The 25,683-nt window shown below is 63.7% G+C and carries 26 protein-coding genes and 1 pseudogene; 4 read left to right on the top strand and 23 right to left on the bottom strand.

Annotation, left to right across the window (positions count from 1 at the left end):
- Positions 1-3: 3 nt before the first annotated feature.
- The 15 genes and pseudogenes from MLB1_RS11710 to MLB1_RS11640 all read right to left on the bottom strand — a co-directional run bounded on the left by MLB1_RS11710 (position 4) and on the right by MLB1_RS11640 (position 14,621).
- Positions 4-1,698, bottom strand: coding sequence for a hypothetical protein (locus tag MLB1_RS11710; protein ID WP_180749991.1), 1,695 nt, complete (start codon positions 1,696-1,698; stop codon positions 4-6).
- 56 nt (positions 1,699-1,754) lie between these two features.
- Positions 1,755-3,164, bottom strand: a complete 1,410-nt coding sequence (locus MLB1_RS11705) for a phosphatidylglycerol lysyltransferase domain-containing protein (protein ID WP_180749990.1) — start codon at positions 3,162-3,164, stop codon at positions 1,755-1,757.
- Between the two features lie 61 nt (positions 3,165-3,225).
- On the bottom strand, positions 3,226-3,411 hold the full coding sequence (locus MLB1_RS11700) for a PLD nuclease N-terminal domain-containing protein (RefSeq protein WP_180749989.1): 186 nt from the start codon (positions 3,409-3,411) through the stop codon (positions 3,226-3,228).
- Complete coding sequence (locus MLB1_RS11695; RefSeq protein WP_180750350.1) at positions 3,408-4,277, bottom strand: acyl-CoA thioesterase II; 870 nt, start codon at positions 4,275-4,277, stop codon at positions 3,408-3,410. Before MLB1_RS11695 ends, MLB1_RS11700 begins: the two co-directional genes overlap by 4 nt.
- A gap of 14 nt (positions 4,278-4,291) precedes the next feature.
- On the bottom strand, positions 4,292-5,710 hold the full coding sequence (gene pyk / locus MLB1_RS11690; protein WP_180749988.1) for a pyruvate kinase: 1,419 nt from the start codon (positions 5,708-5,710) through the stop codon (positions 4,292-4,294).
- A gap of 81 nt (positions 5,711-5,791) precedes the next feature.
- Positions 5,792-6,106 carry a quaternary ammonium compound efflux SMR transporter SugE gene (gene sugE, locus MLB1_RS11685; protein ID WP_180749987.1) on the bottom strand — a complete coding sequence of 105 codons (315 nt, stop codon included), beginning with the start codon at positions 6,104-6,106 and terminating at the stop codon, positions 5,792-5,794.
- 110 nt (positions 6,107-6,216) lie between these two features.
- The gene (locus MLB1_RS11680) at positions 6,217-6,585 is read right to left on the bottom strand and encodes an NINE protein (RefSeq protein WP_180749986.1); all 369 of its coding nucleotides are present in this window, start codon (positions 6,583-6,585) and stop codon (positions 6,217-6,219) included.
- An 18-nt stretch (positions 6,586-6,603) separates the two neighbouring features.
- A complete protein-coding gene (gene lgt / locus MLB1_RS11675; RefSeq protein ID WP_371750609.1) occupies positions 6,604-7,638 on the bottom strand; it encodes a prolipoprotein diacylglyceryl transferase in 1,035 nt (344 codons plus the stop codon).
- On the bottom strand, positions 7,635-8,465 hold the full coding sequence (gene trpA, locus MLB1_RS11670; protein WP_180749985.1) for a tryptophan synthase subunit alpha: 831 nt from the start codon (positions 8,463-8,465) through the stop codon (positions 7,635-7,637). The genes lgt and trpA overlap by 4 nt, the downstream gene beginning before the upstream one ends.
- Positions 8,462-9,721, bottom strand: a complete 1,260-nt coding sequence (trpB, locus tag MLB1_RS11665; RefSeq protein WP_180749984.1) for a tryptophan synthase subunit beta — start codon at positions 9,719-9,721, stop codon at positions 8,462-8,464. Before trpB ends, trpA begins: the two co-directional genes overlap by 4 nt.
- Positions 9,722-9,760: 39 nt before the next feature.
- Positions 9,761-10,579 (bottom strand): indole-3-glycerol phosphate synthase TrpC, encoded by an 819-nt coding sequence (gene trpC, locus MLB1_RS11660; RefSeq protein ID WP_180749983.1) that lies wholly within the window; start codon positions 10,577-10,579, stop codon positions 9,761-9,763.
- A gap of 94 nt (positions 10,580-10,673) precedes the next feature.
- Entirely contained in the window at positions 10,674-11,306 is a 633-nt protein-coding gene (locus tag MLB1_RS11655) for a TIGR02234 family membrane protein (RefSeq protein ID WP_219602980.1), read from the bottom strand.
- Positions 11,299-12,834 carry an anthranilate synthase component I gene (locus tag MLB1_RS11650; RefSeq protein ID WP_180749982.1) on the bottom strand — a complete coding sequence of 512 codons (1,536 nt, stop codon included), beginning with the start codon at positions 12,832-12,834 and terminating at the stop codon, positions 11,299-11,301. Before MLB1_RS11650 ends, MLB1_RS11655 begins: the two co-directional genes overlap by 8 nt.
- A 37-nt stretch (positions 12,835-12,871) precedes the next feature.
- Positions 12,872-14,065: pseudogene (locus MLB1_RS11645) on the bottom strand (HNH endonuclease).
- A gap of 64 nt (positions 14,066-14,129) precedes the next feature.
- Positions 14,130-14,621: a MarR family transcriptional regulator gene (locus tag MLB1_RS11640; protein WP_180749981.1), complete on the bottom strand. Its 492-nt coding sequence runs from the start codon at positions 14,619-14,621 to the stop codon at positions 14,130-14,132.
- Between the two features lie 359 nt (positions 14,622-14,980).
- On the opposite strand from MLB1_RS11640, the gene MLB1_RS11635 reads away from it, so the two are divergent.
- Genes MLB1_RS11635 through MLB1_RS11625 form a run of 3 tightly spaced genes read left to right on the top strand, consistent with a single transcriptional unit; the run spans position 14,981 to position 18,742 of the window.
- Positions 14,981-15,424 (top strand): MmpS family transport accessory protein, encoded by a 444-nt coding sequence (locus MLB1_RS11635; protein WP_180749980.1) that lies wholly within the window; start codon positions 14,981-14,983, stop codon positions 15,422-15,424.
- A complete protein-coding gene (locus tag MLB1_RS11630) occupies positions 15,421-18,240 on the top strand; it encodes an MMPL family RND transporter (RefSeq protein ID WP_180749979.1) in 2,820 nt (939 codons plus the stop codon). The genes MLB1_RS11635 and MLB1_RS11630 overlap by 4 nt, the downstream gene beginning before the upstream one ends.
- Before the next feature lie 43 nt (positions 18,241-18,283).
- On the top strand, positions 18,284-18,742 hold the full coding sequence (locus MLB1_RS11625) for a peroxiredoxin (RefSeq protein WP_180749978.1): 459 nt from the start codon (positions 18,284-18,286) through the stop codon (positions 18,740-18,742).
- Here MLB1_RS11625 and hisI read toward each other — a convergent pair.
- The 8 genes from hisI to hisD are packed head-to-tail and all read right to left on the bottom strand — an operon-like array spanning position 18,716 to position 25,163.
- Complete coding sequence (gene hisI / locus MLB1_RS11620; RefSeq protein ID WP_180749977.1) at positions 18,716-19,072, bottom strand: phosphoribosyl-AMP cyclohydrolase; 357 nt, start codon at positions 19,070-19,072, stop codon at positions 18,716-18,718. The genes MLB1_RS11625 and hisI overlap by 27 nt on opposite strands.
- The gene (hisF, locus tag MLB1_RS11615) at positions 19,069-19,842 is read right to left on the bottom strand and encodes an imidazole glycerol phosphate synthase subunit HisF (protein ID WP_180749976.1); all 774 of its coding nucleotides are present in this window, start codon (positions 19,840-19,842) and stop codon (positions 19,069-19,071) included. The genes hisI and hisF overlap by 4 nt, the downstream gene beginning before the upstream one ends.
- Positions 19,839-20,654, bottom strand: a complete 816-nt coding sequence (locus MLB1_RS11610; RefSeq protein ID WP_180749975.1) for an inositol monophosphatase — start codon at positions 20,652-20,654, stop codon at positions 19,839-19,841. The genes hisF and MLB1_RS11610 overlap by 4 nt, the downstream gene beginning before the upstream one ends.
- A 1-nt stretch (position 20,655) precedes the next feature.
- Entirely contained in the window at positions 20,656-21,387 is a 732-nt protein-coding gene (gene priA, locus MLB1_RS11605) for a bifunctional 1-(5-phosphoribosyl)-5-((5-phosphoribosylamino)methylideneamino)imidazole-4-carboxamide isomerase/phosphoribosylanthranilate isomerase PriA (RefSeq protein WP_180749974.1), read from the bottom strand.
- Positions 21,384-22,031 (bottom strand): imidazole glycerol phosphate synthase subunit HisH, encoded by a 648-nt coding sequence (hisH, locus tag MLB1_RS11600; RefSeq protein WP_180749973.1) that lies wholly within the window; start codon positions 22,029-22,031, stop codon positions 21,384-21,386. Before hisH ends, priA begins: the two co-directional genes overlap by 4 nt.
- Positions 22,028-22,651 carry an imidazoleglycerol-phosphate dehydratase HisB gene (gene hisB / locus MLB1_RS11595; protein WP_180749972.1) on the bottom strand — a complete coding sequence of 208 codons (624 nt, stop codon included), beginning with the start codon at positions 22,649-22,651 and terminating at the stop codon, positions 22,028-22,030. The genes hisH and hisB overlap by 4 nt, the downstream gene beginning before the upstream one ends.
- Positions 22,648-23,817 carry a histidinol-phosphate transaminase gene (locus MLB1_RS11590; protein ID WP_180749971.1) on the bottom strand — a complete coding sequence of 390 codons (1,170 nt, stop codon included), beginning with the start codon at positions 23,815-23,817 and terminating at the stop codon, positions 22,648-22,650. The genes hisB and MLB1_RS11590 overlap by 4 nt, the downstream gene beginning before the upstream one ends.
- Entirely contained in the window at positions 23,814-25,163 is a 1,350-nt protein-coding gene (gene hisD, locus MLB1_RS11585) for a histidinol dehydrogenase (protein ID WP_180749970.1), read from the bottom strand. The genes MLB1_RS11590 and hisD overlap by 4 nt, the downstream gene beginning before the upstream one ends.
- A 143-nt stretch (positions 25,164-25,306) precedes the next feature.
- Between hisD and MLB1_RS11580 the strand changes: the two genes are divergently transcribed.
- Positions 25,307-25,681: a nitroreductase family deazaflavin-dependent oxidoreductase gene (locus MLB1_RS11580; RefSeq protein ID WP_180750348.1), complete on the top strand. Its 375-nt coding sequence runs from the start codon at positions 25,307-25,309 to the stop codon at positions 25,679-25,681.
- Positions 25,682-25,683: the final 2 nt, after the last annotated feature.

Genomic DNA, 25,683 nt, shown 5'->3' with positions numbered 1-25,683 from the left:
TCCCTACCGAGTGGGCGGGTCGGCGGGCAACACGTGTTCACCGGTCCGGTCGGTTGCCAGGCTGAGCGATGAGATGTACTGCTTCTCACCGTCGGGACCGGGCTTGGCCGAGGCGATCATGTCGGGACGCTCGAACTCGATTCCACTGACCGCGCACCGAAGCAACTCATCCGACGGGTTTCCGTACTCGTCGTACATGGGCAGATCGATACCGTCATCGGTGCGGCGCAGGTAGTACTTGCCACGAGTGGCCACGGCCAGGATCGGCGGCATCACAAACGCAATGGCAACGGCCACGATCGGCGAGTAGGGGCGGATCGCCTCCCCGAACACTCCGAAGAACACCAGGATCGAGATGCCCGCCGAAAGCAGCATCGAGACGAATCCGACCGGGTTGACGTTGTAGAGCATGCCGCGGCGGAATTCGGGTTCCATGGGCGACAGTTTGAGCAGGTACTTGTTGACCGCGATATCGGTCGCCACCGTCACCACCCATGCCATACCGCAGTTGGCGTAGAACCCCAGGATCGTGTTCAGGAAGTCGAACATGTTGGCTTCCATGAGCACAAGCGCGATCAGCAGATTGAACAGCACGAAGATCAAACGGCCCGGGTAGTGCGTGGTGATGCGGGTGAAGGAGTTGGTCCACGCCAACGAGCCCGAGTAGGCATTGGTGACGTTGATCTTGATTTGGCTGATCACCACCAGGATCACGGCCAAGGTGATGGCCAGCCAATGCGGCATCATGTTCTGGTAGATCTCCAGGAACTGGTGCACCGGTTGGTTGGCCACCGCGGCACCGTCTGCCACATTGGCGATGAGATACACCGCCAGGAAGAGCCCGATAACCTGTTTGATGGCTCCGAACAGCACCCAGCCGGGCCCCGCCAGCAGCATCGCGGTCCACCAGCGGCGGCTGTTCTCGGGGGTCTTGGGCGGCATGAACCGCAGGTAGTCGATCTGCTCGGCGATCTGTGCGATCAACGACAGACACACACCCGCGGCGAGCATGATCGACCCGAGGTTTACGCCCTGCGCGTCCTTGCCTCCGTAGGCAAAGAAGGTTCCTATTGAATCGGGATGGCGCACAACCAGATAGACGAACGGGATGACCATCATGACGAGCCACAACGGGGTGGTCCACACCTGGAGCACCGATAACGCCTTCATCCCGTAGATGACCAACGGAATGATGATGATGGTGGATGCCGCATATCCGATGGGTACGGGTACGCCGAGCCCGAGTTTAAGTCCCTGGGCCATGATTGAGCCCTCGAGCGCAAAGAATATGAACGTGAACGTCGCGTAGATGATGTTCGTGACGATGCTGCCGTAATACCCGAATCCACTACCGCGCGTGATCAAGTCCAGATCGATGTTGTAGCGGGCCGCGTAGTAGGACAACGGGATTCCGGTGAGGATAATGATGACCGCGAAAACCGCTATACCCCAGAGCGCATTTCCGGTGCCGTAGGAGATACCGATATTCGCTCCGATTGCGAAGTCTGCGAGGTAGGCGATACCGCCCAGTGCAGTCACACCGACGACAGCGGGACTCCACCGCCGAAAACGCCTGGGGGCGAATCGGAGGGTGTAGTCCTCCAGCGTCTCCCGCAGTGCCGCGCTCTCCGTGGCATCGTGTGCGGATGGGTCGACGGGAACGCGCGCGGCAGCAGTTGTGTCGAGGGTGTCGGTCACGCCCACAGACTGGCGAGCGCCCAATTCGTGCGCGTTTTCCCGACGTTAATGTCCTGTTACGCAGCTGCTCCAGTAGGTAGTTTGGGGCGCAGCCGGGGTGTGAATTCCAGGCTTAGCAACGCGACCGCGACCAGCGGCACGGCCGACATCTGCACGAGAACATAGCGCCTATCGCTCAGCGCGTGGAATTTGCGTAGATACCGGTACAAAGACTCCAGAGCAATCAGCGGATCGAGCGTGTGAATCGCCGAGTAGCAGATCTCCTGCCCCCGGGTGCGATCCTTCTCGGCGAAGATCTCCGGGAACGCCGCGAACGCCAGTGACAGCCGGCGGGCCCCCTCGGTCTTCGCCAGCGTGATCATGTCAATCGCCAGTCGCTCGTCGATCCCGTTGGGTGCACCGGGGCGCCGCCAGGGAACGTCGAGAGAGATATCGGTCCCCCGCCCGGTGCTGGCGTATCGGTGAAATCCTTGAACCACACCGGATTTGTCTCGGGCGATGATCAGCCGGATACCGGGGTAGCGGCCGAGTAGCGCGCCGTCGAGAATCATCGAGAACCCCCGTTCGAATCGACCTCCGTGCGAAAGTTCCATCACCTGTTGGAGTTCGGCACGCAACGCATCGTCTAGACCTCGTTCGTCGACGACCTCGGTGGTGACCCCCGAGTTGTGGGTGCGTTGCATCCCCTGGCGCAGGTTCCGGTATTTGCGGCCCACCAGGTCGAAGGTTTGTACGTCGACGATGACGTCGCGGCCCACCGCGATCGCGTGCAGCGGGTGACCGATGACGCGGGGGTCATTCCAGAGCAGCAGACGGCGTTCACTGCAGCCCAGGATCGCGATGCGCCAACCATGGGAACGGCACATGGCTGCGAAGCCCCGGACCAGGGATGGGAAACGGGTTTCGTCACCGATCGGGTCTCCCCCGACCACGGCGAAACCCGCCCGAGTGCGATACGCGATCGCCGCCGTCCGGTCGGCATTGAAGTAATAGGACTTCAGTGAGTGCATGGCGAAGGCCGCCAGTGGGTCGTCGCTGGTCTTGCCCACTAGGGCACCGACTTCAGCCAGCGCCTCGGGCTGCGCCGGCGACGACTTCGGCCACATCAGGATGAGCCCGGCAGCCACCACCAGCACGTCGCTGATGTGCTCGAACTGCAGCACACCGACACCCAACGCCACCACGATGGCGACCCCTGCCCACGCCGAGTGACCGTATGTCACCGGCCGACCCAGGAAGATGCCGCGGGCAATGAACCCTACGGATAGCAGAACAGTGAGCGGCCAAAGGATTTCATCGAAATCCGGTCGTAGCGGGTAACCGGAGTGGGCGACCAACAGCACCACCCACCCTGCCGCCAGCAATACGGCGGCAGCGGTCATGAAACGCGCGAGTCGCGAATCGCTATGGACCACAACGCGTTCGGCAATGCGTACATGAGCGGTAGCCGCTGACGGCTCGAGCATTCAGCCACCTCCACAGTCGCCGAAACGTTTCCTCGATCTCTACTGCAGGATACTCCCGCAGCTACCAGCGGTCGGCAGGACCGCTCTTCCCGATGGCAAACCAAAGAATAGGGCCGAAGATCGGGAAGACCAACACGATGACGGCCCACGGCAGCTTCTCGCCGTTCGGCTTCACTGGGTCCTGAATGATGGAAATGATGGTGATCACGGTAAGAACCACCACCAGCAGAGAAAGAATACGAATCATGACCGCCCCGGGAAGTATTTGACAATGCCTTCCTGGATAGTACTTGCCAGCAATGTTCCTTCGCGGTCAAAAAAGCGTCCGGCCCCCGTGCCACGCCCCGCGGACGCAACCGGCGACTCGGTGGCATAGAGCACCCAGTCATCGAACCGCAGCGGACGGTGGAACCAGACGCTGTGGTTGATGGTGGCGGCGAAAATCCGGTCGTAACCCCAGGACAGCCCGTGGGTGGTGATGATCGAATCCAGCACTGTGGTGTCCGATGAGTAAACCAGTGCCGCACTGTGCAGCACCGGGTCATCGGGCAGCGGCCCGTGGCTCTTCATCCACACCCGATTATGTTCCAGCCGTTGAGATTTCGCCTTGAGAACCCATGCCGGGTCGTTGTCGTAACGCCATTCGATGGGCTTGAGGGCGGCCACGAACATCGGCACGGTCTCCTCGTAGCCGACTAGATGCTCATCGATGGTCGGCAGTGTTTCCGGATCGGCCACCGCCGGCGGCCGCACTGCATGTTCGAGACCTGGGGAGTCCTTCAGGTACGACACCAGCGCCGAGGACAGCAGCAGGTCGCCCTGGACCGCGTCGACCCGGCGATTGGCGAAGCTGCGCTCATCCCGCAATCGCAGTACCCGAAATTCGATGTCCTGCTCGGGGTTGCCGCCGTTGATGAAATGGGTCGAGACGGCCGCGAGCGAGAGCTTCTCAGACACGGTACGGCCGGAGGCCACCACGGACTGCGCCATCAGCTGACCGCCGAATGTGCGGGGCGGGTTGACCGTGGGATGGCCGCCGATGAACAGGTCGGTCTCGGGATTCTTCAGCTCCAGCAGCGCGAGTAGCTGTGCAAAATCAGGTGCGTTGCTGATGCTGGATCCTCCGTTTAGTGGTCGTCCTCGCCGATCCGGTGCACGTGGATCAGATTGGTCGAGCCTACTGTCCCCGGCGGCGCGCCCGCGACGATGATCACGAGGTCGCCCCGCTGGTAGCGCTCCATAGCCAGCAACGAGGCGTCGACCTGCTGAATCATCCCGTCGGTGCTGTCCATCTGCGGGACGATGAAAGTCTCGGTACCCCAGGTCAGCGCCAGCTGGCTACGCACCTCGGGCAGGGCGGTGAAGGCCAGCAGCGGCAGCGGAGTGTGCAGGCGAGCCAAGCGGCGCACCGTGTCGCCGGACTGGGTGAACGCCACCAGGGCTTTGGCGTCCAGCCGCTCTCCGATATCCCGCGCGGCATACGAAATCACGCCGCGCTTGGTGCGCGGCACATGCGTCAACGGCGGTGCACTCACCGAGTGACCCTCCACCGCCGACACGATGCGGGCCATCGTCCGCACCGCCTCCAACGGGTACTTGCCGACCGAGGTCTCCCCCGACAGCATCACGGCATCGGCACCGTCCAAAACGGCATTGGCGACATCGGAGGCCTCGGCGCGGGTGGGCCGGGAGTTCTCGATCATCGATTCGAGCATCTGGGTGGCGACGATGACCGGCCGGGCGTTCTCGCGAGCGATCTGGATGGCCCGCTTCTGGACCAGCGGCACCTCTTCGAGCGGCAGCTCCACGCCGAGGTCACCGCGGGCGACCATGATCGCATCGAAGGCCAGCACGATGGCTTCGAGGTTGGCGACCGCTTCGGGCTTCTCCAGCTTGGCGATAACCGGTACGCGGCGTCCGACCCGGTCCATTATCGCGCGCACCAGCTCGACATCGGCGGGTGAACGCACGAACGACAGCGCAATCAGGTCCACCCCGATCCGCAGCGCGAATTCGAGGTCGGCGATGTCCTTTTCGGACAGGGCGGGGACCGAGACGTTCATTCCCGGCAACGACAAACCCTTGTTATTGCTGACCGGACCACCCTCGGTGACCAGGCAGACCACATCGTTGCCCTCGATGGCCTCTACCGTCAGACCCACCTTGCCGTCGTCGACAAGGAGCCTGTCCCCGACGGACGCATCGGCGGCCAGCTGCTTGTATGTGGTGGAAACCCGGTCAGGGGTGCCCACCACATCGTCGACGGTGATCCTGACCTTTTCGCCCGTCGCCCACTCGGTGGAGCCGGTGGCGAACCGGCCCAGTCGGATCTTGGGGCCCTGCAGGTCGGCGAGAATGCCGACCGCGCGCCCGGTCTCGTCGGAGGCCCGACGCACCCAGCGATAGTTCTGTTCGTGATCGGCATGGTCGCCGTGGCTGAAGTTGAGCCGCGCCACGTCCATCCCGGATTCGACGAGCTCACGCACAAGCTCGGCAGAACCGGTCGCAGGACCGAGGGTGCAAACAATCTTTCCGCGTCTCGTCACGGCTCTGAGCATAGTCGGGGTGACCTGTACTCACGAGTCAGTCGCACACGCGTAACCGCCCGCTTACCTCGATTTTCGTTGTCAGGACGCCAGTTTCAGCCCGATGATGCCGGCGAGAATCAACCCCAAGCTGAGCAGTCGCCAGACGTTGGCCGAATCGCCGAACAGCACGATGCCCAGGATCGCCGTGCCCACGGCACCTATGCCCACCCAGATCGCGTACGCGGTACCGACTGGCAGGCTCTTCATCGCGATGCCGAGCAGCGCGATGCTGATGATCATCGATCCGATGGTGCCAACGGTCGGCCACAGGCGGGTGAAACCTTCGGTGTATTTGAGACCGATGGCCCAACCCACCTCAAGCAGACCCGCGAAGATGAGAACCAGCCAAACCATGAGAGATACCTCCGAAATTCGGTGAGGCCGTCCCCTGGCGAAGAATGACCGGGCCGTCCCGGTCATCTCGATTCTCTCACATCCGGCGAAGGGCCGTCTCAGCCTCGAGATCAGTCACGCAGTGCCCTGCCCGCTTTGTCGTCGACCTTCCCGCCGAAAATCAGAACAGCGTCGACGATCGCCCAAATGACCGCGACGATTCCGAACGTCACCAAGCCAACCACCAGCTGAATGACACCCAGCAGCGTCTGGCCCAGATAGATGCGGCCGAAGCCCAGGAATCCGACCAGGCCCAGGAGTTGCAACAGACCCGCGACAAGCTTCGATTTGTCCGAGTACGGCTGGCCGGTGGCCGGATTCCGTCCAAAGGGCGCGGCAGGGTCGACATATCCGGGCGGCGGGTACAGCGCGCCTCCCGGCGGCGGATACGGAGTGCCGGGGGGCGGCGTTCCGAAGGGAGGCGGAGTGCTCTCGGTCATTTCTCCACCATGCCAGATCTACGGGGACGCCGTGGGATCCGGAGACCCCGGGTCCTTCTCGGGTTCCTTCGCTGCGGCCTGCTCGGTATCGGGCTGCTCGGAAGTGTCGTCTGTCTCCACCGGAGCGTCATCGGTCTCGGCTTCGCTCGTATCCGCGTCTGCGTCTGCGCCCTCCACAAGGGCCGCAGTGCCACCCAGCGTCGCCGGATCCTCACGCCCCTTGGGAGCCAGCAGGATGTAGGCGACCGCGCCAAGGAACACCAGTGTCGACGTGAAGGAGTTGACGCGAATTCCGCCGAACTGAGTGGCTGGGTCCACGCGCATCAACTCGACCCAGAAGCGTCCCAGGCAATACCCGGCGACGTACAACGCGAACAGCCGCCCATGCCCGATCTTGAAACGCCGATCCACCAGGATCAGTACCGCGAAAATCAGGACGTTCCATAGCAATTCGTACAGAAAGGTCGGGTGGACGACCTGCGCCACCTCGCCGGTGGATACTCCGTTGAGGTTGAGGACGTCGACCGTGCCGTCGGCAGAGCGACGGTAGAACAGCTCCAGCCCCCACGGCAGCGTGGTGGGCCCGCCGGTGAGCTCCTGGTTGAAGTAATTACCCAGCCGACCGATCGCCTGGGCCAGCACGAGGCCGGGAGCGATCGCGTCGCCGAAGGCGGGAAGGGGGATTCCCCGACGGCGACAGGCGATCCAGGCTCCGACCGCGCCGAGGGCGACGGCACCCCAGATGCCGAGACCGCCTTCCCAGACTGCGATGGCCTTGGCGATGCCTTTACCGTGCGGGCCGAAGTAGGTCTGCCAGTCGGTCATCACGTGGTAGAGCCGACCGCCGACCAGTCCGAAAGGCACCGCCCACAACGCGATGTCGTAGATAACGCCGCGCTCGCCGCCGCGTTCCTCCCATCGGCGATCACCGATGACCAGCGCGACGATGATGCCCGCGATGATGCACAGCGCGTAGGCGCGGATCGGGATAGGTCCCAAATGCCAGACCCCTTGGGGCGGGCTGGGGATGTACGCCAGATTCACGACTGTCACAGTGTTTTCCTTGTTGTCCCCGAGGTTGTCCTCGAGCTGATGCCCTTCCGCACGCCGGTAGCCAACTCTTCAGTCAGGGTACGCACGGCGGCTACGCCTTGCGGGGCGGCCGCGACCAACGCCGAGCCGACGATGACACCGTCGGCGTACGACGCGATCTCGGCGGCCTGCGTGCCGGATCGCACACCAAGGCCGACACCCACCGCGATATCGGAGACTTCGCGAACCCTGCTCACCAGGGCCGGGGCGGCGTTCGATACCGCATCACGTGCACCGGTGACGCCCATCGTGGATGCCGCATATACGAATCCCCGGCAGGCGCCGACGGTCATCTCCAGCCGTTCCGGCGTGGATGAGGGCGCGACAAGGAAGATGCGGTCCAGGTCGTGAGCGTCGGAGGCGGCGATCCAGTCTTCTGCCTCGTCGGGGATCAGGTCGGGGGTGATGATGCCAAGGCCTCCGGCCGCGGCGAGGTCACGCGCGAAGGCGTCAACTCCATACCGCAGCACCGGATTCCAGTAGGACATGACGACTGCATGTCCGCCGGCATCGGTGATGGCGCGGACCGTGGTGAAGACATCGGCCACCCGAACTCCGTTGGCGAGCGCCGTCTCCGCTGCGGCGGCGATCGTGGGGCCGTCCATCATCGGATCCGAGTAGGCGATCCCGACCTCGATGATGTCGCATCCGCCCTGCACCAGGGTCGTCATGAGCTCAAGTGAGGTGTCGAGGTCCGGGTATCCGTTGGGCAGGTATCCGATCAGCGCGGCACGTTCTTCGCTCCGACACTTGTCGAAAACCTCGGTGAGACGACCGGGCTGGGTCATGACTGCACGCCGCTCTTGTCCAGCAGGTCGAACCACTTGGCGGCGGTTTCGACGTCCTTGTCTCCGCGGCCCGACAGGTTCACCACCATGACGGCGCCCTCACCCAACTCAACTCCGAGTTTGAGCGCGCCCGCGACGGCGTGTGCCGATTCGATGGCTGGGATGATCCCCTCGGCGCGGGACAGCAGCAGGAAGGCGTCCATGGCCTCGGTGTCGGTGATGGGCCGATAATCGGCACGCCCGGATTCGCGCAGCCAGGCATGCTCGGGACCCACTCCCGGATAATCCAAACCCGCTGAGATCGAATGGGATTCGATGGTCTGACCGTCCTCGTCCTGCAAGAGATAGGAGTAGGAACCCTGGAAGGCGCCGGGTGTCCCGCCGGTGAATGTGGCCGCATGCCTTCCGGTTTCGACACCATCGCCGGCAGCCTCGTATCCGACCAACCGCACCGCCGGATCGTCGATAAAGGCATGGAAAAGACCGATCGCGTTCGAACCGCCGCCGACGCACGCGACGGCCGCATCCGGCAGCCTGCCCACCTGATCGAGCACCTGAGCCCGCGCTTCCATGCCGATGATGCGCTGGAAATCGCGCACCATCACCGGGAAAGGATGGGGGCCGGCCGCGGTACCAAAGCAGTAATAGGTGTTGTGCGCATTGGTCACCCAGTCGCGCATGGCGTCGTTGATGGCGTCCTTGAGGGTTTTCGACCCTGACTCCACAGACACGACCGTCGATCCGAGCAGCCGCATTCTGGCGACATTGAGCGCTTGGCGCGCGGTGTCGACTGCACCCATGTAGATCACGCATTCGATACCCAGGAGTGCGCACGCGGTGGCGGTGGCAACCCCGTGCTGCCCCGCGCCCGTCTCGGCGATGACCCGGGTCTTCCCCATCTTCTTGGCCAGGAGTACCTGACCGAGAACATTGTTGATCTTGTGAGAACCGGTGTGGTTCAGGTCTTCTCGCTTGAGAAAGACTCGTGCCCCACCGGCATGGGAGCTGAGCCGCTCGGCCTCATACAGCGGGGACGGGCGGCCTACATAGTGCGTCTGCAGCCGGTCGAGCTCGGCGAGAAACGAATGATCGGATCTGATCTTCTCGTAGGCGGCGGTCACTTCCTCGATGACCGCCATGAGCGCCTCGGCGACGTAGCGACCCCCGTACGGACCGAAATGCCCACGGGCATCCGGATCGTGCGCGGTGGCCTCGGCGATGGCAGCGCTCATCTGCGGGAGGCCGGTGTTCTTCATGGATGAGCCGCTTGTGTGAAGACCGTCGGACATCGTCGTCTAGCGAGCCGGTTTGGGGCAGGACGGATGCGTACCCGCCGTCACCAAATCGGCGACAGCTCCCCGCGGATCACCGCTGGTGACCAGCCCCTCGCCGACCAGTACGCCATCGGCTCCGGCACCGGCATAGGCCAGCAGATCGGCAGTGCCGCGAATACCGGATTCGGCGATACGGATCACGCCGCTGGGCAGCCCGGGCGCGATACGGGAGAAGCAATCCCGGTCGATCTCAAGAGTTTTCAGGTCGCGGGCGTTGACTCCGATGACCGACGCACCGGCAGACAGCGCGCGGTCGGCTTCTTCCTCGGTGTGTACCTCTACCAACGCGGTCATGCCAAGCGATTCGGTGCGATCGAGCAGCGATACCAGCGCGGTCTGTTCGAGCGCCGCGACGATCAGCAGGACGAGGTCGGCGCCATGCGCTCGTGCCTCGTGAATCTGGTACGGACCGACCACAAAGTCCTTGCGCAGCACCGGAACTGACACAGCTGCGCGGACCGAGTCCAGATCGTCGAGACTTCCGTTGAATCGCCTGCCCTCGGTGAGCACGCTGATGATCCGCGCTCCCCCATCCTCATAGGCCTTCGCGAGCTTGGCGGGATCACTGATATCGGCAAGCTCGCCACGCGACGGGCTGGCCCGCTTGACCTCGGCGATCACGGCGATACCTGGCTCGCGCAGCGCGGCCATGACATTGAGTGGCTTGGGTGCTGCTTTGGCGGCCGCTTTCACGGTGGCGAGATCGACAACGGCTTCGCGCGCGGCGACATCAGCGCGCACGCCATCGAGGATCGAATCGAGTACGGTTCCCGAACTCATGACCTCGACGATTCCCTTCTTGCGGCGCCCCCGCGCCTGCGCACTCGAACTTCTGAGAAGGGTAGCCGTTCACGGGTCAAGTGAGAAAACCGGGTCAGGTAGGGCCGGACTGAGGCTGAGTCGGACCGATGGTGGGGTCGTGCCCGTCGTCCAAGCTGTCCCACATAACCCGCTCGCTCTGGTTCTTATCGGCCGCATCTGTGCCGTCAGACCGTCGCGCGGCCGGGGTCTGGTATTTGGTGGCGGCGGAGCCCCGTGCGGCCCTCAGCAGCGTTATCGCGGCCAATACCGCCAGTGCCGCGGCGATGACCGTGGCCGCGGCACCACCGGAGAGCCGGTCGGCGCCAACCAGGGTGGATATCGGGATGTTCTTGACATCCGCGGCGCGGGGTCCGATATCGCGGACCGCCCAGAGACTGACGCCTAGATAGGCCGCGCCGGCGCCGATCACCGCCGCCAGTCCGGCCAAGACCCGCAGCGCCCATCCGCGGATCGCGAGGGTGGCGATGGCGGCGGCGACCAAGGCAACAGCCATCGGAACCAGGGCCGCCGACCAGTCGGTGCCAGATACCACGATCGTTCTGGGCTCACCAAGACCGTCAAAGGAGCGCAGGCGTACCCAGGTGAACTTCGAGGCCGCCCACAGTCCGCCCGCTGCAATCACGAGTAACCCGGCACCCACGAGGAGCTGTTTTCGGCCCGGATTCCTCTGGGCCGGATTAGACATCCGCGGCGCCCGTGAGGGTTTCGGCGGCGGCGATGGCATTGAGCACCGCGGTGGCCTTGTTCCGAGCCTCGTTGTATTCGTATTCGCCCGTGGAGTCGGCCACCACACCCCCGCCTGCCTGCACATAGGCACGACCGTCCTTGAACAGTGCGGTGCGGATCGCGATAGCGAAATCGGCGTTCCCGGCGAAATCCAGGTATCCCAGGACTCCCCCGTACAGTCCGCGGCGGGTGAGCTCGACCTCTTCGATGAGTTCCATGGCGCGCACCTTCGGTGCCCCCGACAGCGTTCCGGCGGGGAAACACGCGGTGATGGCATCCAATGCCGTCTTGCCGTCCGCGAGCGACCCGGACACGGTCGACACCAGGTGCATGACGTGGCTGTAGCGCTCGATATGGCTGTAGTCGCTGACCTTCACGGTGCCCGGGGTGCAGACACGCCCGAGATCGTTGCGACCCAGGTCCACCAGCATGAGGTGCTCGGAAAGCTCTTTTTCGTCGGCGAGTAGATCCTTGGCGAGCAGGATGTCTTCCTCGTCGGTCACGCCACGCCAGCGGGTTCCTGCGATCGGATGCGTGGTTGCCACCCCGTCTTTGACGGTGACGAGTGCCTCCGGACTCGATCCGACGATCGAAAACGCCGTTCCGCCATCGGCATCCGGAGCGTGCAGCAGATACATGTACGGGCTCGGGTTGGTAACCCGCAGGATCCGGTACACGTCCAGCGGGTCGACATCGGTCTCCATTTCGAAGCGCATGCTCGGCACCACCTGGAATGCCTCGCCTGCTTCGATATCGCCGACCAGCTTGTCGACGATCGCGCTGTACTCCTCCACGGTGCGCTGGCTGCGATAGTTGGGCTTCGGACGATCGAAGTGCGCCACCGTGGAGGGCAGCGGCTGGCTCAGCGCCGCCGTCATCACATCCAGCCGTTCGACGGCGCCGTCGTAGGCCTCAGCCACGCGTTCCGGGGTGTCATCCCAGTTCACCGCGTTGGCGATGAGCGTGATGGTGCCCTCATGGTGGTCGACGGCCGCCATATCGGTGGCGAGCAATAGCAGCAGATCCGGCAGGCCGAGGTCATCGGTGGCTTTCTCGGGCAACCGCTCCAGACGTCGCACGATGTCGTAGGCCAGGAAGCCCACCATCCCTCCCGACAGCGGCGGGAGATCCGAGAGCGACTCGCCGGCGAGCAGGTCCATGGTGGCCCGCAGCGCGGCGAGAGGGTCGCCTCCGACGGGCGCGCCCTCCGGGGTGGCGCCCAGCCAGGCGGCATGACCGTCCCGGACCGTCAACGCCGAGGGTGATCCCGCACCGATGAACGACCAACGGGACCATGACCGGCCATTCTCCGCCGATTCGAGCAGGAATGTACCCGGGCGATTGGCACCCAATTTACGATAGGCGGAGACGGGAGTCTCGCTATCCGCCAGTACCTTTCGCGTCACCGGCACGACCCGGTGCACTGCCGCCAGGGCATTGAACTCTTCCCTGGTCGTGGTGGCGGCGCCGCTGACGGTGCTATTCATGACCACCATTCTCCCAGACCCCCGCCAGCCGATTTGGCTATGCCACCAGCGGAGGGGCGGTCGAATGGTGTGTTACCCCGGTCGGGGTGATGTATCTGACTGTGTGGCAATCGGTTCCATCGACGAGGTAGACGGTCCAACCGTTGGCCTCTTTGATGAAGTTGCAGCGTTCACACAGGCCCAACGCGTTTCCAAGACTGGTCGCGCCACCACGGGCATGGCTCATCGCGTGGCCATGATGGCGAATAGGCGCATCGCGATATGGGGTTCGGCAGGTTTGATCTCGTAGGTCGATGAGCTCGGCCAGCCCCTTGGGAAACGCCCGGCTCCGGGAACTCCAATGCCACCAGCGCGCCGGTGCCCACCTTTCGGTATATCCGTCGCGCCGTGGCCTGCGCTCCCGCGCTAACCGCTCTGGAGATCAGATTGCGGCCTACCGCCGCGGGAATGGGGCCATAGCCTGCCACCGTCGCCGGCTCGTCGCCCTCACCTAGCAGCGCCGAGTCGGAAATCATGATGTTCACGCCAATCGGCACCGACTCGGCCGTCGCCACTCCCGTCAGCCGCTCGACGAGGGTGTCGGCCATGATCTGCCCACGACCGCGGTGGGGTCGGCCGAGGTGTCGGCGGCTCGCTTCAGGGCCGCATATGCGGCCACGCCCTGTTTCACCGGCAGCAGCGCCGTCGGATAGGTCATGGTGTCCGGGGCGGGACGGATCGTGACCCGCCGATCGTTCTCTGCCCGACGCGCACGGTGCACCACGGCCAGGGGGTCGAGGCGGTACGCCAGTTTCTTGGCCTCCGCCGCGAGTCGCTGGTCGCCGAGTCCGTGAAGCCGCGCCGGATCGGCGCACATCTCGACGTCGACCTTCTGACGATCCTCCAGGGCGAGGTAGGCCGTCTCGCGAACCAGGATGGTCGCGCGCCATTCCGAGAGAGCTCCGCATTCCAAGGCAGCGAGGGTATGCGGCATTTCGTTGACAAGCGCCTTAGCGAATCCCAGATGCCGGGAGCCGCGCGCCGGAGAATCCTGGCGCGCCAGTGCAACTTCCAATGCAACTCCAACACCGCGCCGCCTGGCAGGAACACCGTCACGTTCTTCGATGGCACGCCGCACCTCATCAAGTCGAACCGATATGCGGGCCTGTTCGGCCGCATCGTGAGCCTTGTGCCGCTCCAGCTCGGACAGACGCGTCACCAGTGACGCCGCCTCCCCGTCGAGGTCTGCCATGAATTGATGGTATCGAACACCTGTTCGAAAAACAAGAAGTCTGGCTCCGGGTGTCGCCCTCCGCCTAACCTTCGTATGCCCTGAGAGACGCAACGAGGCGCTCCAGGCTTGCGACCACTGCCGCCCGCTCGTCACCCAGACCGGCAAGCGCTTCACGTTCGATTCGCAACTGCTCCGGGAAGAATTCGTCCACCACGGCGCGCCCACTGTCGGTCATGCTGATGATGGCGGCCCGCCTGTCGTTGGCATTGGCCTGCCGCTGCACATATCCGCGCTCCTCCAGCCGGCGGAGCGTTCTACTCACCCAGGCTTGCGATACGCCGAGTTCTTCGGCGACGTGGCGAGCGATCACCGGACCCTTGCGGTGGCGCAGCACAACCAGAATGTCGTGCTCGGGTTCGGCGATGGGTGCAGTCGCATAAAGAGGCTCGAGCGCCCGTGCGAGCAATCCGGTCGCCCGCTTCAACGAGCCGATCACTTCCATTGCGGATGTATCGAGTTCTGGCCTGCTCAGCGTCCAGTCACGTGTGGTAATCGAGCTCTCGTGGACGGCCATCGTGCCTCTCGATCCGGGAATGACAGGTAAACGCGTGTCGCGCCCAGGCTATCGAAACCTTGACGCCACCACCGGGAGCTCGACGATTTGTTTGCCAAACCCCCGCGCCACTCCCCTGAGACGAGCATCTCACCGGAGAGATCGACACCTAATACATAACTTGTATAGTATCTGTCACGCATGACTCGCGCCTCGATCGCCGCAAACCTCCGAAGGGTTGGAGTGAATCGAAGAGCGGGCTCGACCGCCGTCAATGGTGACGATCACGTTTCGCATCGCCCGGTAAGCAACAAAGCCAGCCGGTGCCGCAACCCGGACATCGCGGGTCCCGCAGGCCTTGAACCTCGAAAGGTACAGCCATGAGCGTCTCCAGAAGCCGTCGCCTGGTCAACAAGATCTGGTTGCCGGCCATATTTGTCGCGGTACTGCTCACTGCGGGGCTGGCCATCAAGTTCGCGCACGGGGTTTTCGGCTCGCAGGACCGAACACATAGCCCTGGAGGCAATTTCGCCGTCGTCCAATTCAATCCCAAGAGCATCGTTTACGAGATCTATGGCGACTACGGCGGCTGGGCGCGCGTGAGCTACTGGGATACCAACAACAAACCGGTCGACGTCGAGCCCACCGCATTGCCCTGGTCGCACACGGAGACCACCGTCCTGACTACCGCGACCGGGGACATCACGGCACAAGTGGCGGGCCAAAATGTTGGCTGCCGCATCACCGTTGACGGGTTGGTGCGCTCAGAGCACACCGCAACCGGCGAGCACGCGGGTGTCTGGTGCCAGGTGCTGTCCGCATGAGCAGGCACGACACGGGAAAGCCCTTCTTCGCGAGGACAATTCGGAAGTTCTCGATACTGGTAGTCCTGGTGTGGGTTGCGTTCACCATTCTTGTCAACACCATCGTTCCGCAGCTCGAACCCGTCACCGACGCGAACCAGGGCCCGCTGGTGCCGCTCGACGCACCCTCCTCGAAAGCCCTTATTCACATTGGCGAATCGTTCAAGGAATCCGACAGCAACAGCTTGGTGATGGTCATTCTCGAAGGTGACCACGCACTCAACGATGCCGATCACAAGTTCTATGACGAGCTGGCGGGCAAGCTAGAGAACGACAAAAAGCACGTTCAGTACGTGATGAACCTGTGGGGTCAGGGGACGACTGCCGCAGGCGTACAGAGTGCAGATGGAAAGGCCGCGTACACGCTTGTGCGTGTCGCGGGTGATCAAGGTTCGACTGTCTCCGATGAATCCATCAAAGCGATTCGCGAGCTCGTCGCCGAGGTCCAACCCTCCAATGGCGTCAAGGTGTACGTCTCGGGCTCGGCACCACTGTCCACGGACATGCTCCAAGTGGGCAACCAAAGCATGATCCGCTTGATGTACGTGACGATCGCCATCATCACCGTGATGCTGCTCATCGTCTACCGGTCCGTCGCCACGGCGTTCCTGACGTTACTCATGGTGATGGTGGAATTGTCCTGTGGGCGAGGCGTTGTCGCGTTCCTCGCTTATCACAAGATAATCGGTATCTCCGTCTTCGCCTCGAACATCCTGGTCTCGTTGATTCTCGGCGCGGGCACCGACTATGCGATCTTCTTGATCGGCAGATACCAAGAGGCCCGGCATGCGGGCGAAGACCGGGAATCCGCGTATTACTCTGCGGTGAAAGGCGTCTCCCACGTCATCCTCGGGTCGGGTCTGGCCATCGCGGGCGCCACATTCTGCCTTCAGTTCACTCGCCTCAACTATTTCAACACGATGGGCGTGCCGTGCGCGGCGGCAACGCTTGTTGCGGTCGCGGCATCCCTCACCTTCGGGCCCGCCGTACTGGCACTGGGTAGCCGCTTCGGGGTATTTGAGCCGAAAGTCAAGGCAAGCGCCGGTATTTGGCGCAAGGTCGGCACCGTTACCGTGCGTTGGCCCGGGCGAATTCTTGTGGTGAGCAGTGTCGTGGTGTTGATCGGTTCGATCACGCTCCCGTCATACCGCCCGCAATATGATGATCGAATCTTCGTATCCGCCGATACTCCGGCGAATCAGGGATATGCCGCAGCAGACAGGCATTTCCCGGTGAGCAAGCTCAATAGCGACATGCTCATGGTCGAATCCGAGCACGATATGCGTAATTCCACGGACATGATCGCTCTGGACAAGGTGGCACGCAGCGTGTTCCACACACCAGGCGTCGCGATGATTCAGAGCGTCACCAGACCGCTGGGCACCCCGCTGGAACATTCCTCGTTCACCTACACCATGGGAACTATGGGAACCAAGATCAACGAATTGATCCCATTCCTCACGGATCTCACCGATCGGTTCACCCAAATGGCCGATATCACCGAGCGGATGTCTGGCCTGATGCGCCAACAACAAGAGCTCACCGGGCAGCAGGCGGGCGCCGCGCATATCACCGTCAAGGGTGCACAGGAGCTCAAAGACGTCACGGTCACCATGCGGGACACCCTCGGCAATTTCGACGACCAGTTCCGGCCGCTCCGGAATTACTTTTACTGGGAACCCCACTGCGCCGACATCCCGATGTGCTGGGCACTGAGATCGCTGTTCGATATGACCGACCAAATCGACTCGATGACCGATGCCGTGGACGACACCCTCAAGGCCGCGCTGATACAGGACGCTGTCACACCACAACTGGTCGAGGTCATCGGGAAAAGCGCCAACGAACTGGACAGTATGAGAAAAGTGATCCTCACCGAGCAGAGCACCATGCGGCCGCTGCTGACCCAGCTGAACGAGCTGGGCCGCCAAATGATGGACCTCGGATACGCATTCGACAGTTCCAAGAACGACGAGTTCTTCTACCTACCGCCCGAGGCCTTCGACAATCCGTACTTCCAGATCGACCTGAAGTACTTCATCTCACCGGACGGGAAATCCGCGCGCTACATGATCTACCACGACGGAGAGGCGTTGAGCCCGGAAGGCATTGCGCACGCCCAGGCCTACCTGCCCGCGGCCAAGGAAGCGCTGAAGGGCACGACGCTAGCGGGGGCGCGGGTCTACCTCGGCGGTGCCGCAGCAACATACTGGGACATCCAGGACGCCACGAAGACAGATCTCCTGATCGCGGCGATCGCGGCATTTGCCCTGATTTTCCTGGTGATGCTGCTCATCACCAGGAGCGTGGTGGCAGCACTGGTCATCGTCGGCACCGTGGCGTTCTCTTACTCGGGCGCCTTCGGATTATCGGTGCTGGTTTGGCAGCACTTCCTTGGGATACCGCTGAGCTGGCTAAACCTGCCCATCACCTTCATCATCCTGGTGGCGGTGGGCTCGGACTACAACCTGCTGCTCATTTCCCGCTATCTGGAGGAAAGCAAGGCGGGGCTGAACACGGGCTTGATCAGGGCGGTAGCCAATTCCGGAAAGGTTGTCACTACTGCGGGCATCGTCTTCGCCACCACGATGATGGCCATGCTGTCGAGCGACCTACTCTCGGTCGGCCAATTGGGGTCCATCATCGGTCTCGGCCTCCTGCTCGACACACTCGTCGTGCGTTCGTTCATCACGCCGGCGATCGCCCGCCTCCTCGGGCCGCTGTTCTGGTGGCCTCGGCTGATCCGTTCACGCCCGGCGCGCGCGGTGCACACATGAGGCCCGGTGCCGGAGACGCGGCGCTGCGGGTAGCGTTCGACTCATGAAACCTGGTGATCGCGTCGCCGACTTCGAGCTCCCGGATCAGACCGGAACCGCCCGCAGTCTCTCCGCACTCCTGGCCGACGGACCCGTCGTGCTGTTCTTCTATCCGGCCGCCAACACCCCAGGCTGCACCGCCGAGGCTTGCCATTTTCGGGATCTGGCAACCGAATTCAAGGAAGCCGGCGCCTCGCGGGTGGGTATCAGCGTCGACTCGGTGGAGAAGCAGGCCGACTTCGCCGACAAGCGCAAGTTCGACTACCCACTGCTCTCGGATACCGGCGGGAAGGTTTCGTCAGCCTTCGGCGTCAAGCGCGGTCTGTTGGGCAAGCTGGCTCCGGTCAAGCGGACCACGTTCATCATCGGCACCGATAAGACGATCCTGGAGGTCTTCGCGAGCGAGCTCAACATGAACGCGCACGCCGACAAGGCCCTAGAGTTCCTCCGCGCCCGCAAGTAGCACATCGGCATCGAAGCAGCTGTGCGCGCCGGTGTGGCATGCCGGTCCGGTCTGGTCGACTTCGAGAACCAGCGTGTCACCGTCGCAGTCCAACCGCACCGAATGCACATATTGGGTGTGACCTGACGTCTCACCCTTGACCCACAGACGCTGACGCGAACGTGAGAAGTAAGTCCCGCGCCGCGTCTCGAGGGTCTGCGCCAAGGCCTCGTCGTTCATCCACGCCACCATCAGCACCGTGCCGGTGCCGCGCTCCTGTACGACCGCGGTTACCAGGCCTGCGGCGTCACGCTTCAAACGATCGGCGATCGCCGGATCCAGCTCAGTCATCGCACGGTGATCCCTTCTGCCGCCATCGCCGCTTTAACCTCACCGATGGTCAGCTCTCGGAAATGGAAGACGCTGGCGGCCAGCACCGCATCGGCACCGGCCTGGACCGCCGGGGCGAAATGCTCCACAGCACCGGCTCCGCCGCTGGCGATCACCGGGACATCGACCGCGGCGCGTGCGGCCGCGATCATCGGAAGGTCGAATCCCGCTTTGGTGCCGTCGGCGTCCATCGAATTGAGCAGGATTTCCCCCACCCCCAATTCGGCTCCACGCCTTGCCCATTCGATTGCATCGAGCCCGGTGCCCGTACGCCCGCCGTGTGTGGTGACCTCCCATCCGGACGGGGTGGGCGCGTCCGGTTCGCGGACCCGGCGCGCATCGACGCTCAGTACGATGCACTGCGATCCGAACCGCTGTGCCAACTCGGCTAGCAGCTCCGGGCGAGCGATCGCCGCGGTGTTGACGCCCACCTTGTCCGCACCGGCCCGCAGCAGCACGTTGACGTCTTCCACCGACCGCACACCGCCTCCCACAGTCAACGGAATGAAGACCTGCTCGGCGGTACGCCGCACAACATCCAGCATGGTGGCCCGGCCTGAGGAGGACGCCGTGACATCAAGGAAGGTCAGCTCGTCCACACCCTCGGCGTCATAGGCGGCGGCGAGCTCCACCGGATCGCCGGCGTCACGCAGGTTTTCGAAGTTCACACCTTTGACCACTCGGCCGTCGTCGACGTCGAGGCAGGCGATGACCCTTGTCGCAACACTCATCGGTAGTCCTCCGGGTCTCCCACTTCAGCCAGCACTTCCAGGATCTGTTCGTGCACACCCGGCGCGGCCACCAGCACCGACGGCGATTCGGGCGTCCACGGATTGCCGCGGAGATCCGTCGCGTGCCCGCCCGCCGACTGAACCAACGCGATACCGGCCGCGTGATCCCACACGTGCGCGCCGAAACTCACCGCACCGCCGAGTATCCCGCCCGCAGTGAAGGCCAAATCGATCCCGGTGCTGCCATGCATCCGCAGACGGGACGTGATGCGGCTCAGGTTCTCCAGCACCGCCAACCGATAACGGCCCGGCACTCGCCCCTTCCAGTCGACGTTGAAGGTGCCCAGACCCACCGCAACATCGGCGAGGTCGGCTCGTGGCAGCGGGGGCATCGCCACACCGTTACGCATCAGCGGGCCACCAGTGACTGCGGTGTACTTCTCCCCCATAAACGGTAACCAAGTCAACCCCGCTACCGGCACTCCGTCGGAGAGCAGCCCCAGAAGGATGGCGGCCATCGGGGACCCTGCCGCGTAGTTCACCGTGCCGTCGATAGGGTCGACAACCCATACCAGATCGGAATCCACTGCCGGGCCGCCGAATTCCTCACCGTGCACGGCGATACCGGTGCGCTCGGTGAGCGCCGCGACCACCATCCGCTCGATGGCCAGATCTTCCTCGGTGGCGAAGTCCTTGCCACCCTTGAACACCACGCCATCGGCCCCGTGCCCGGCCACGAAGCGCTGAGCCGCGACGTCCAGAATCGCGGACGCCTCAGAAACCAGAGTTACGAGCTCCGCAGTCGTGGGCATGTCAGGAAACGGCAGCCAGTGCGTCGGGCAGGGTGAATCGGCCTGCGTAGAGGGCCTTTCCGACGATCGCACCCTCGATACCGGCCCCGGTCAGCTCCGCGATGGCGCGCAAGTCATCGAGGCTCGATACCCCGCCCGAAGCGATTACGGGAGCATTGGCCACACCCGCAACCTGTGCGAGCAGTTCCAGGTTCGGTCCCGTGAGGGTGCCATCCTTTGTCACGTCGGTGACGACGTAGCGCGAACATCCTTGTGCGCGCAGTCGTTCCATTACCTCCCAGAGGTCGCCGCCGTCGCTGACCCAGCCGCGGCCGCGCAGCCGGTGTGCGCCGTCGACGATTTCCACGTCGAGCCCCACGGCAACCCGCTCGCCGTGTCGGGCGATGGCCGAGGCACACCACTCCGGGTCCTCGAGTGCTGCGGTCCCGAGATTGACTCGAGCGCAACCGGTTGCGAGCGCAGCCTTCAACGAATCGTCATCGCGGATGCCGCCGGAGAGCTCAACCTTGACATCGAGCTCGCCAACCACCTGAGCGAGCAGCTCGCGATTGGAGCCACGACCGAAGGCTGCGTCCAGATCCACCAGGTGCACCCATTCGGCGCCGTCGTTCTGCCATGCCAGGGCGGCGTCACGCGGTGAGCCGTAAGTGGTTTCGCTGCCTGCCTTGCCCTGTACGAGGCGGACGGCCTGACCGTCGGCGACATCGACCGCCGGTAATAGAACGAGACTCACGAGATTCCCTTCACCCAATTGCTCAACAACACGGCCCCCGCATCGCCACTTTTCTCCGGATGGAACTGAGTGGCTGCCAATGGACCATTCTCCACCGCTGCCACGAACGGCACATGATGGGTAGCCCAGGTCACCAGCGGCCGCACGATTGGCGACTCGCTCAGTGTTTCCAGCTCCCACTTCTGCACCGCGTACGAGTGCACGAAATAGAAGCGGGTCTCGGCGTCCAGTCCGGCGAACAATTCGGATCCGGTCGCGGCATCGACCGTATTCCAACCCATATGCGGGATCACCGGTGCGTCGAGCCGACTGACCACACCGGGCCACTGACCGCATCCGTCCGTATCGACACCGAATTCGACGCCGTGGCTGAACAGAATCTGCATACCAACGCATACGCCAAGCACCGGACGCCCGCCCGCCAGGCGCACGTCGATGATGCGCTCGCCGCCGATACTCCGCAGTCCCTCCATACACGCAGCGAACGCACCCACCCCCGGTACCACCAGCCCATCGGCATTAAGGGCCGCATCGGCGTCGGAGGTCACTGTGACGTCGGCGCCGACCCGTTCCAGCGCGCGCTGAGCGGATCTAAGATTGCCCGAACCATAATCGAGGACAACAACTTTCGCCTTAGCCGTCACAGACTGCCTTTAGTAGAGGGCACTCCGGTGACGCGCGGGTCAGGTTCGACGGCCTGACGCAGCGCCCTGGCCACGGCCTTGTACTGGGCCTCGGTGATGTGGTGGGGGTCGCGGCCGTACAGGGTGCGTACATGCAGCGCGATACGCGCGTTGAGTGCCAACGACTCGAACACGTGCGCATTGATGACGGTGTGGTAGGGCACAGAGCTGCCCGCAATCGTGGTGTGCAGCAGATGTTCCGGCTCGCCGGTGTGCACACAGTACGGACGGCCCGAGACGTCCACCGCGGCGTGCGCCAGGGTTTCGTCCATCGGAATGAACGCGTCGCCGAACCGGCGAATACCCTTCTTGTCCCCAAGAGCCTCAGCCAGCGCTTGCCCCAGGGTGATTGCGGTGTCCTCCACCGTGTGGTGTGCCTCGATCTCGGTGTCGCCCTTGGCCGTGATCTTCAGATCGAAACTGGCATGGGTGCCCAATGCGGTGAGCATGTGGTCGTAGAACGGCACACCGGTGTCGATGCGCACCTGACCGGTGCCGTCGAGGTTCAGTTCGACCACGATGTCCGACTCACGGGTAGCCCGCGCCACCCGGGCAATGCGTGGCTGAATGGGATCCGTCATGATTCCGCACCCTTCTCGAGGTCGGTTGCAGCGAGGCTGTCGCTGACTTTCAAGAACATGTCATTCTCACTCGCCAACCCGATGGTGACACGCAAATAACCCGGGATTCCGACATCCCGGATGAGCACGCCCGCATCGAGATACCGCTGCCAGCTCGCCGCCGAATCGGCGAACCTGCCGAACAGTATGAAATTGGCATCGCTGGGGATCACCCGGAATCCGCTGGCCGACAACGTCTCCGATACCCGGATGCGTTCGGCAACCAATGTCGCGACGCTGCCGAGGGTCTCTACGCGGTGTTTCACCGCGGCTCGGGCCGCCGCCTGGGTGAGCACCGAGAGGTGATATGGCAGGCGCACCAACAGCAGCGCCTCTACGACCGCCGGCGCGGCCACCAGATAGCCGAGCCGTCCACCCGCGAAGGCGAAGGCCTTGCTCATGGTGCGGCTCACGATCAGCTTCGTCGGATACTCGTCGATCAGACCGATACCACTGGGGCCCGCCGAGAACTCCGCATATGCCTCATCCAGGATCACCACTCCCGGAGCCGCATCGAGGATCCTGCGCAGATCCTGCAGCGGAACCGACTGACCCGTCGGGTTGTTGGGACTCGTCACGAAGATGACGTCGGGGCGACGATCGCGTACCGCCGCGACGGCGGCGTCCGCATCCAGCGAAAAGTCTTCTAAACGCTGCGCCTGCATCCATTCGGTCTGCGTCCCATCGGAGATGATGGGGTGCATCGAGTAGGACGGCGTGAACCCCAATGCGGTACGCCCCGGCCCGCCGAAGGCCTGCAGCAGCTGCTGCAATACCTCGTTGGAACCGTTTGCCGCCCAAACGTTCTCCGTGGCGACAGGCACGCCCGTTTGTTCCGTCAGGTACCCGGCCAGATCGGCGCGCAGAGCCACCGCGTCCCGGTCGGGATACCGGTGCAGTTCCGCCGCCACCTCGCGGACGGCGACCGCGATGTCCGCGACGAGACCCTCAGTGGGGCCGTGCGGGTTCTCGTTGGTGTTCAGCCGTACCGGGACAACCAATTGCGGTGCACCATAAGGACTCTTACCGCGCAAGCTATCCCGCATCGGCAGGTCTTCAAGACGTGCGGAAGCGCCAGGCACGGATGCACCGCTTGCACGAACACCGTTAGGCACGATGGAGCTCATGATCGCTCGAATCGGCGTCGGACCGCCTCGCCGTGAGCGGGCAGGTTCTCGGCGTTTGCCAGCGTAATCACGTGTCCAGACACCTCTTTAAGAGCAGCCTCCGTGTAATCCACGATATGGATCCCGCGCAGGAACGTCTGCACCGAGAGCCCACTGGAATGCCGCGCGCATCCCGCAGTGGGGAGCACGTGATTGGATCCGGCGCAATAGTCACCCAGGCTCACCGGCGACCACGGTCCCAGGAAGATCGCACCGGCACTGCGTACGCGCGCGGCTACTGCGGTGGGAGCATGCGTCTGAATTTCCAAGTGCTCAGCCGCATAGGCATTCACGACCTTGATTCCCGCACTGATGTCATCGACGAGGACGATCCCGGACTGGGTACCGGTCAGCGCGGCGGTGACCCGCTCGGCATGCACAGTCGTCTCAAGCTGTGCGACAGTCTCTTTCACCACGGCATCGGCCAGCGCCACACTGGTGGTGACAAGCACACTCGCCGCTAACACGTCGTGCTCGGCCTGGCTGATCAGGTCGGCCGCCACGTGCACCGGATCGGCCGTCTCATCGGCGAGGATCGCGATTTCGGTCGGACCGGCCTCGGCGTCGATGCCCACCAGCGAGCGGCACATCCGCTTGGCTGCGGTCACGTAGATATTGCCGGGCCCGGTGATCATGTCCACCGCCGCGAGCTCGGCACCATCGGTATCGATGCCGCCATGCGCCAGCAGGGCCACACCTTGTGCTCCACCGACCGCCCAGATTTCCTCGACGCCCAGCATCCGTGCCGCAGCGAGAATCGTCGGGTGCGGCAGCCCGCCGAACTGAGCCTGTGGCGGCGAGGTAATCACGAGAGATCCCACCCCGGCCGTCTGCGCGGGTACGACGTTCATGACGACGCTCGACGGATAGACGGCGTTGCCGCCCGGAACGTACAAACCCACCCGCTCGACGGGTACCCACCGCTCAGTGACGGTGGCGCCGTCCGCAACGGTGGTCACGGTGTCCTGACGGCGCTGATCCGCGTGCACGGCGCGCGCCCGCAGAATGGCCACCTCGAGCGCGTCGCGTACCGCCGGGTCAAGTTCAGCGAGGGCGCGTTCCAGCTCCGCGGTGGGCACCCGCACGGTTTCGGGGCGAACACCGTCGAACTCGGCGCAGAACTCCAGCGCGGCCTCCGCGCCACGGTCCCGGACGGCCTCCACGACGGGCCGCACCCTGGGCAGCACGGCGTCAACGTCGGTGCCGCCGCGCGGCAGTGCCGAACGCAGATGGGACGGGGACAAGCTCGCACCACGCATGTCGATACGGCGAAGCAGAACAGGTCCGGCGTCATTCACATGTGCCATTGTCCCAGAGCTGTTCAAGGGCATTTACCTCGCAGTGGCCGCTTGCATGTGACGCCAGTCTCATTAGACTCGCGTCCAGTAGACCCCACTGCCACGCGACGATCGGAAACCCCATGTCAGCAAATCATCAGCCCGGTGTGCCCATGCTCATGCCCGATTGGCTCGAACGGGCGCAGATCAAATACATGAATCCGCTGATGGCGCCCATCGCACGCTTCCTGCCGTCCTTCGCCACCGTCACGCACTATGGCCGCACATCGGGCACCAAGTACGAAACCACCGTGAACGCGTTCCGCAAGGGCAATGCCATCTCCATCGGCCTGATCCACGGCAAGACCAACTGGACCAAGAATGTGATCGCCGCCGGCCGCGCCGACATCACGCTGTTCCGCGGAAAGCAGATCCACGTCATCAACCCGCGCATCGTGGAGCAGGGCCAGGGTGATCCGGCGCTGACCAGGTCCACCCGCGTCGCCAACAAGCGTGCCGGGGTCTTCGTCGCCGATATTGCGAACTAGTT

Origin of the sequence: Mycobacteroides sp. LB1 (genome assembly GCF_013449725.1) — a bacterium.
Taxonomy (GTDB): domain Bacteria; phylum Actinomycetota; class Actinomycetes; order Mycobacteriales; family Mycobacteriaceae; genus Mycobacterium.
The sequence above is the reverse complement of the archived record's forward strand: the minus strand, read 5'-3'. Positions and strand labels throughout refer to the sequence as shown.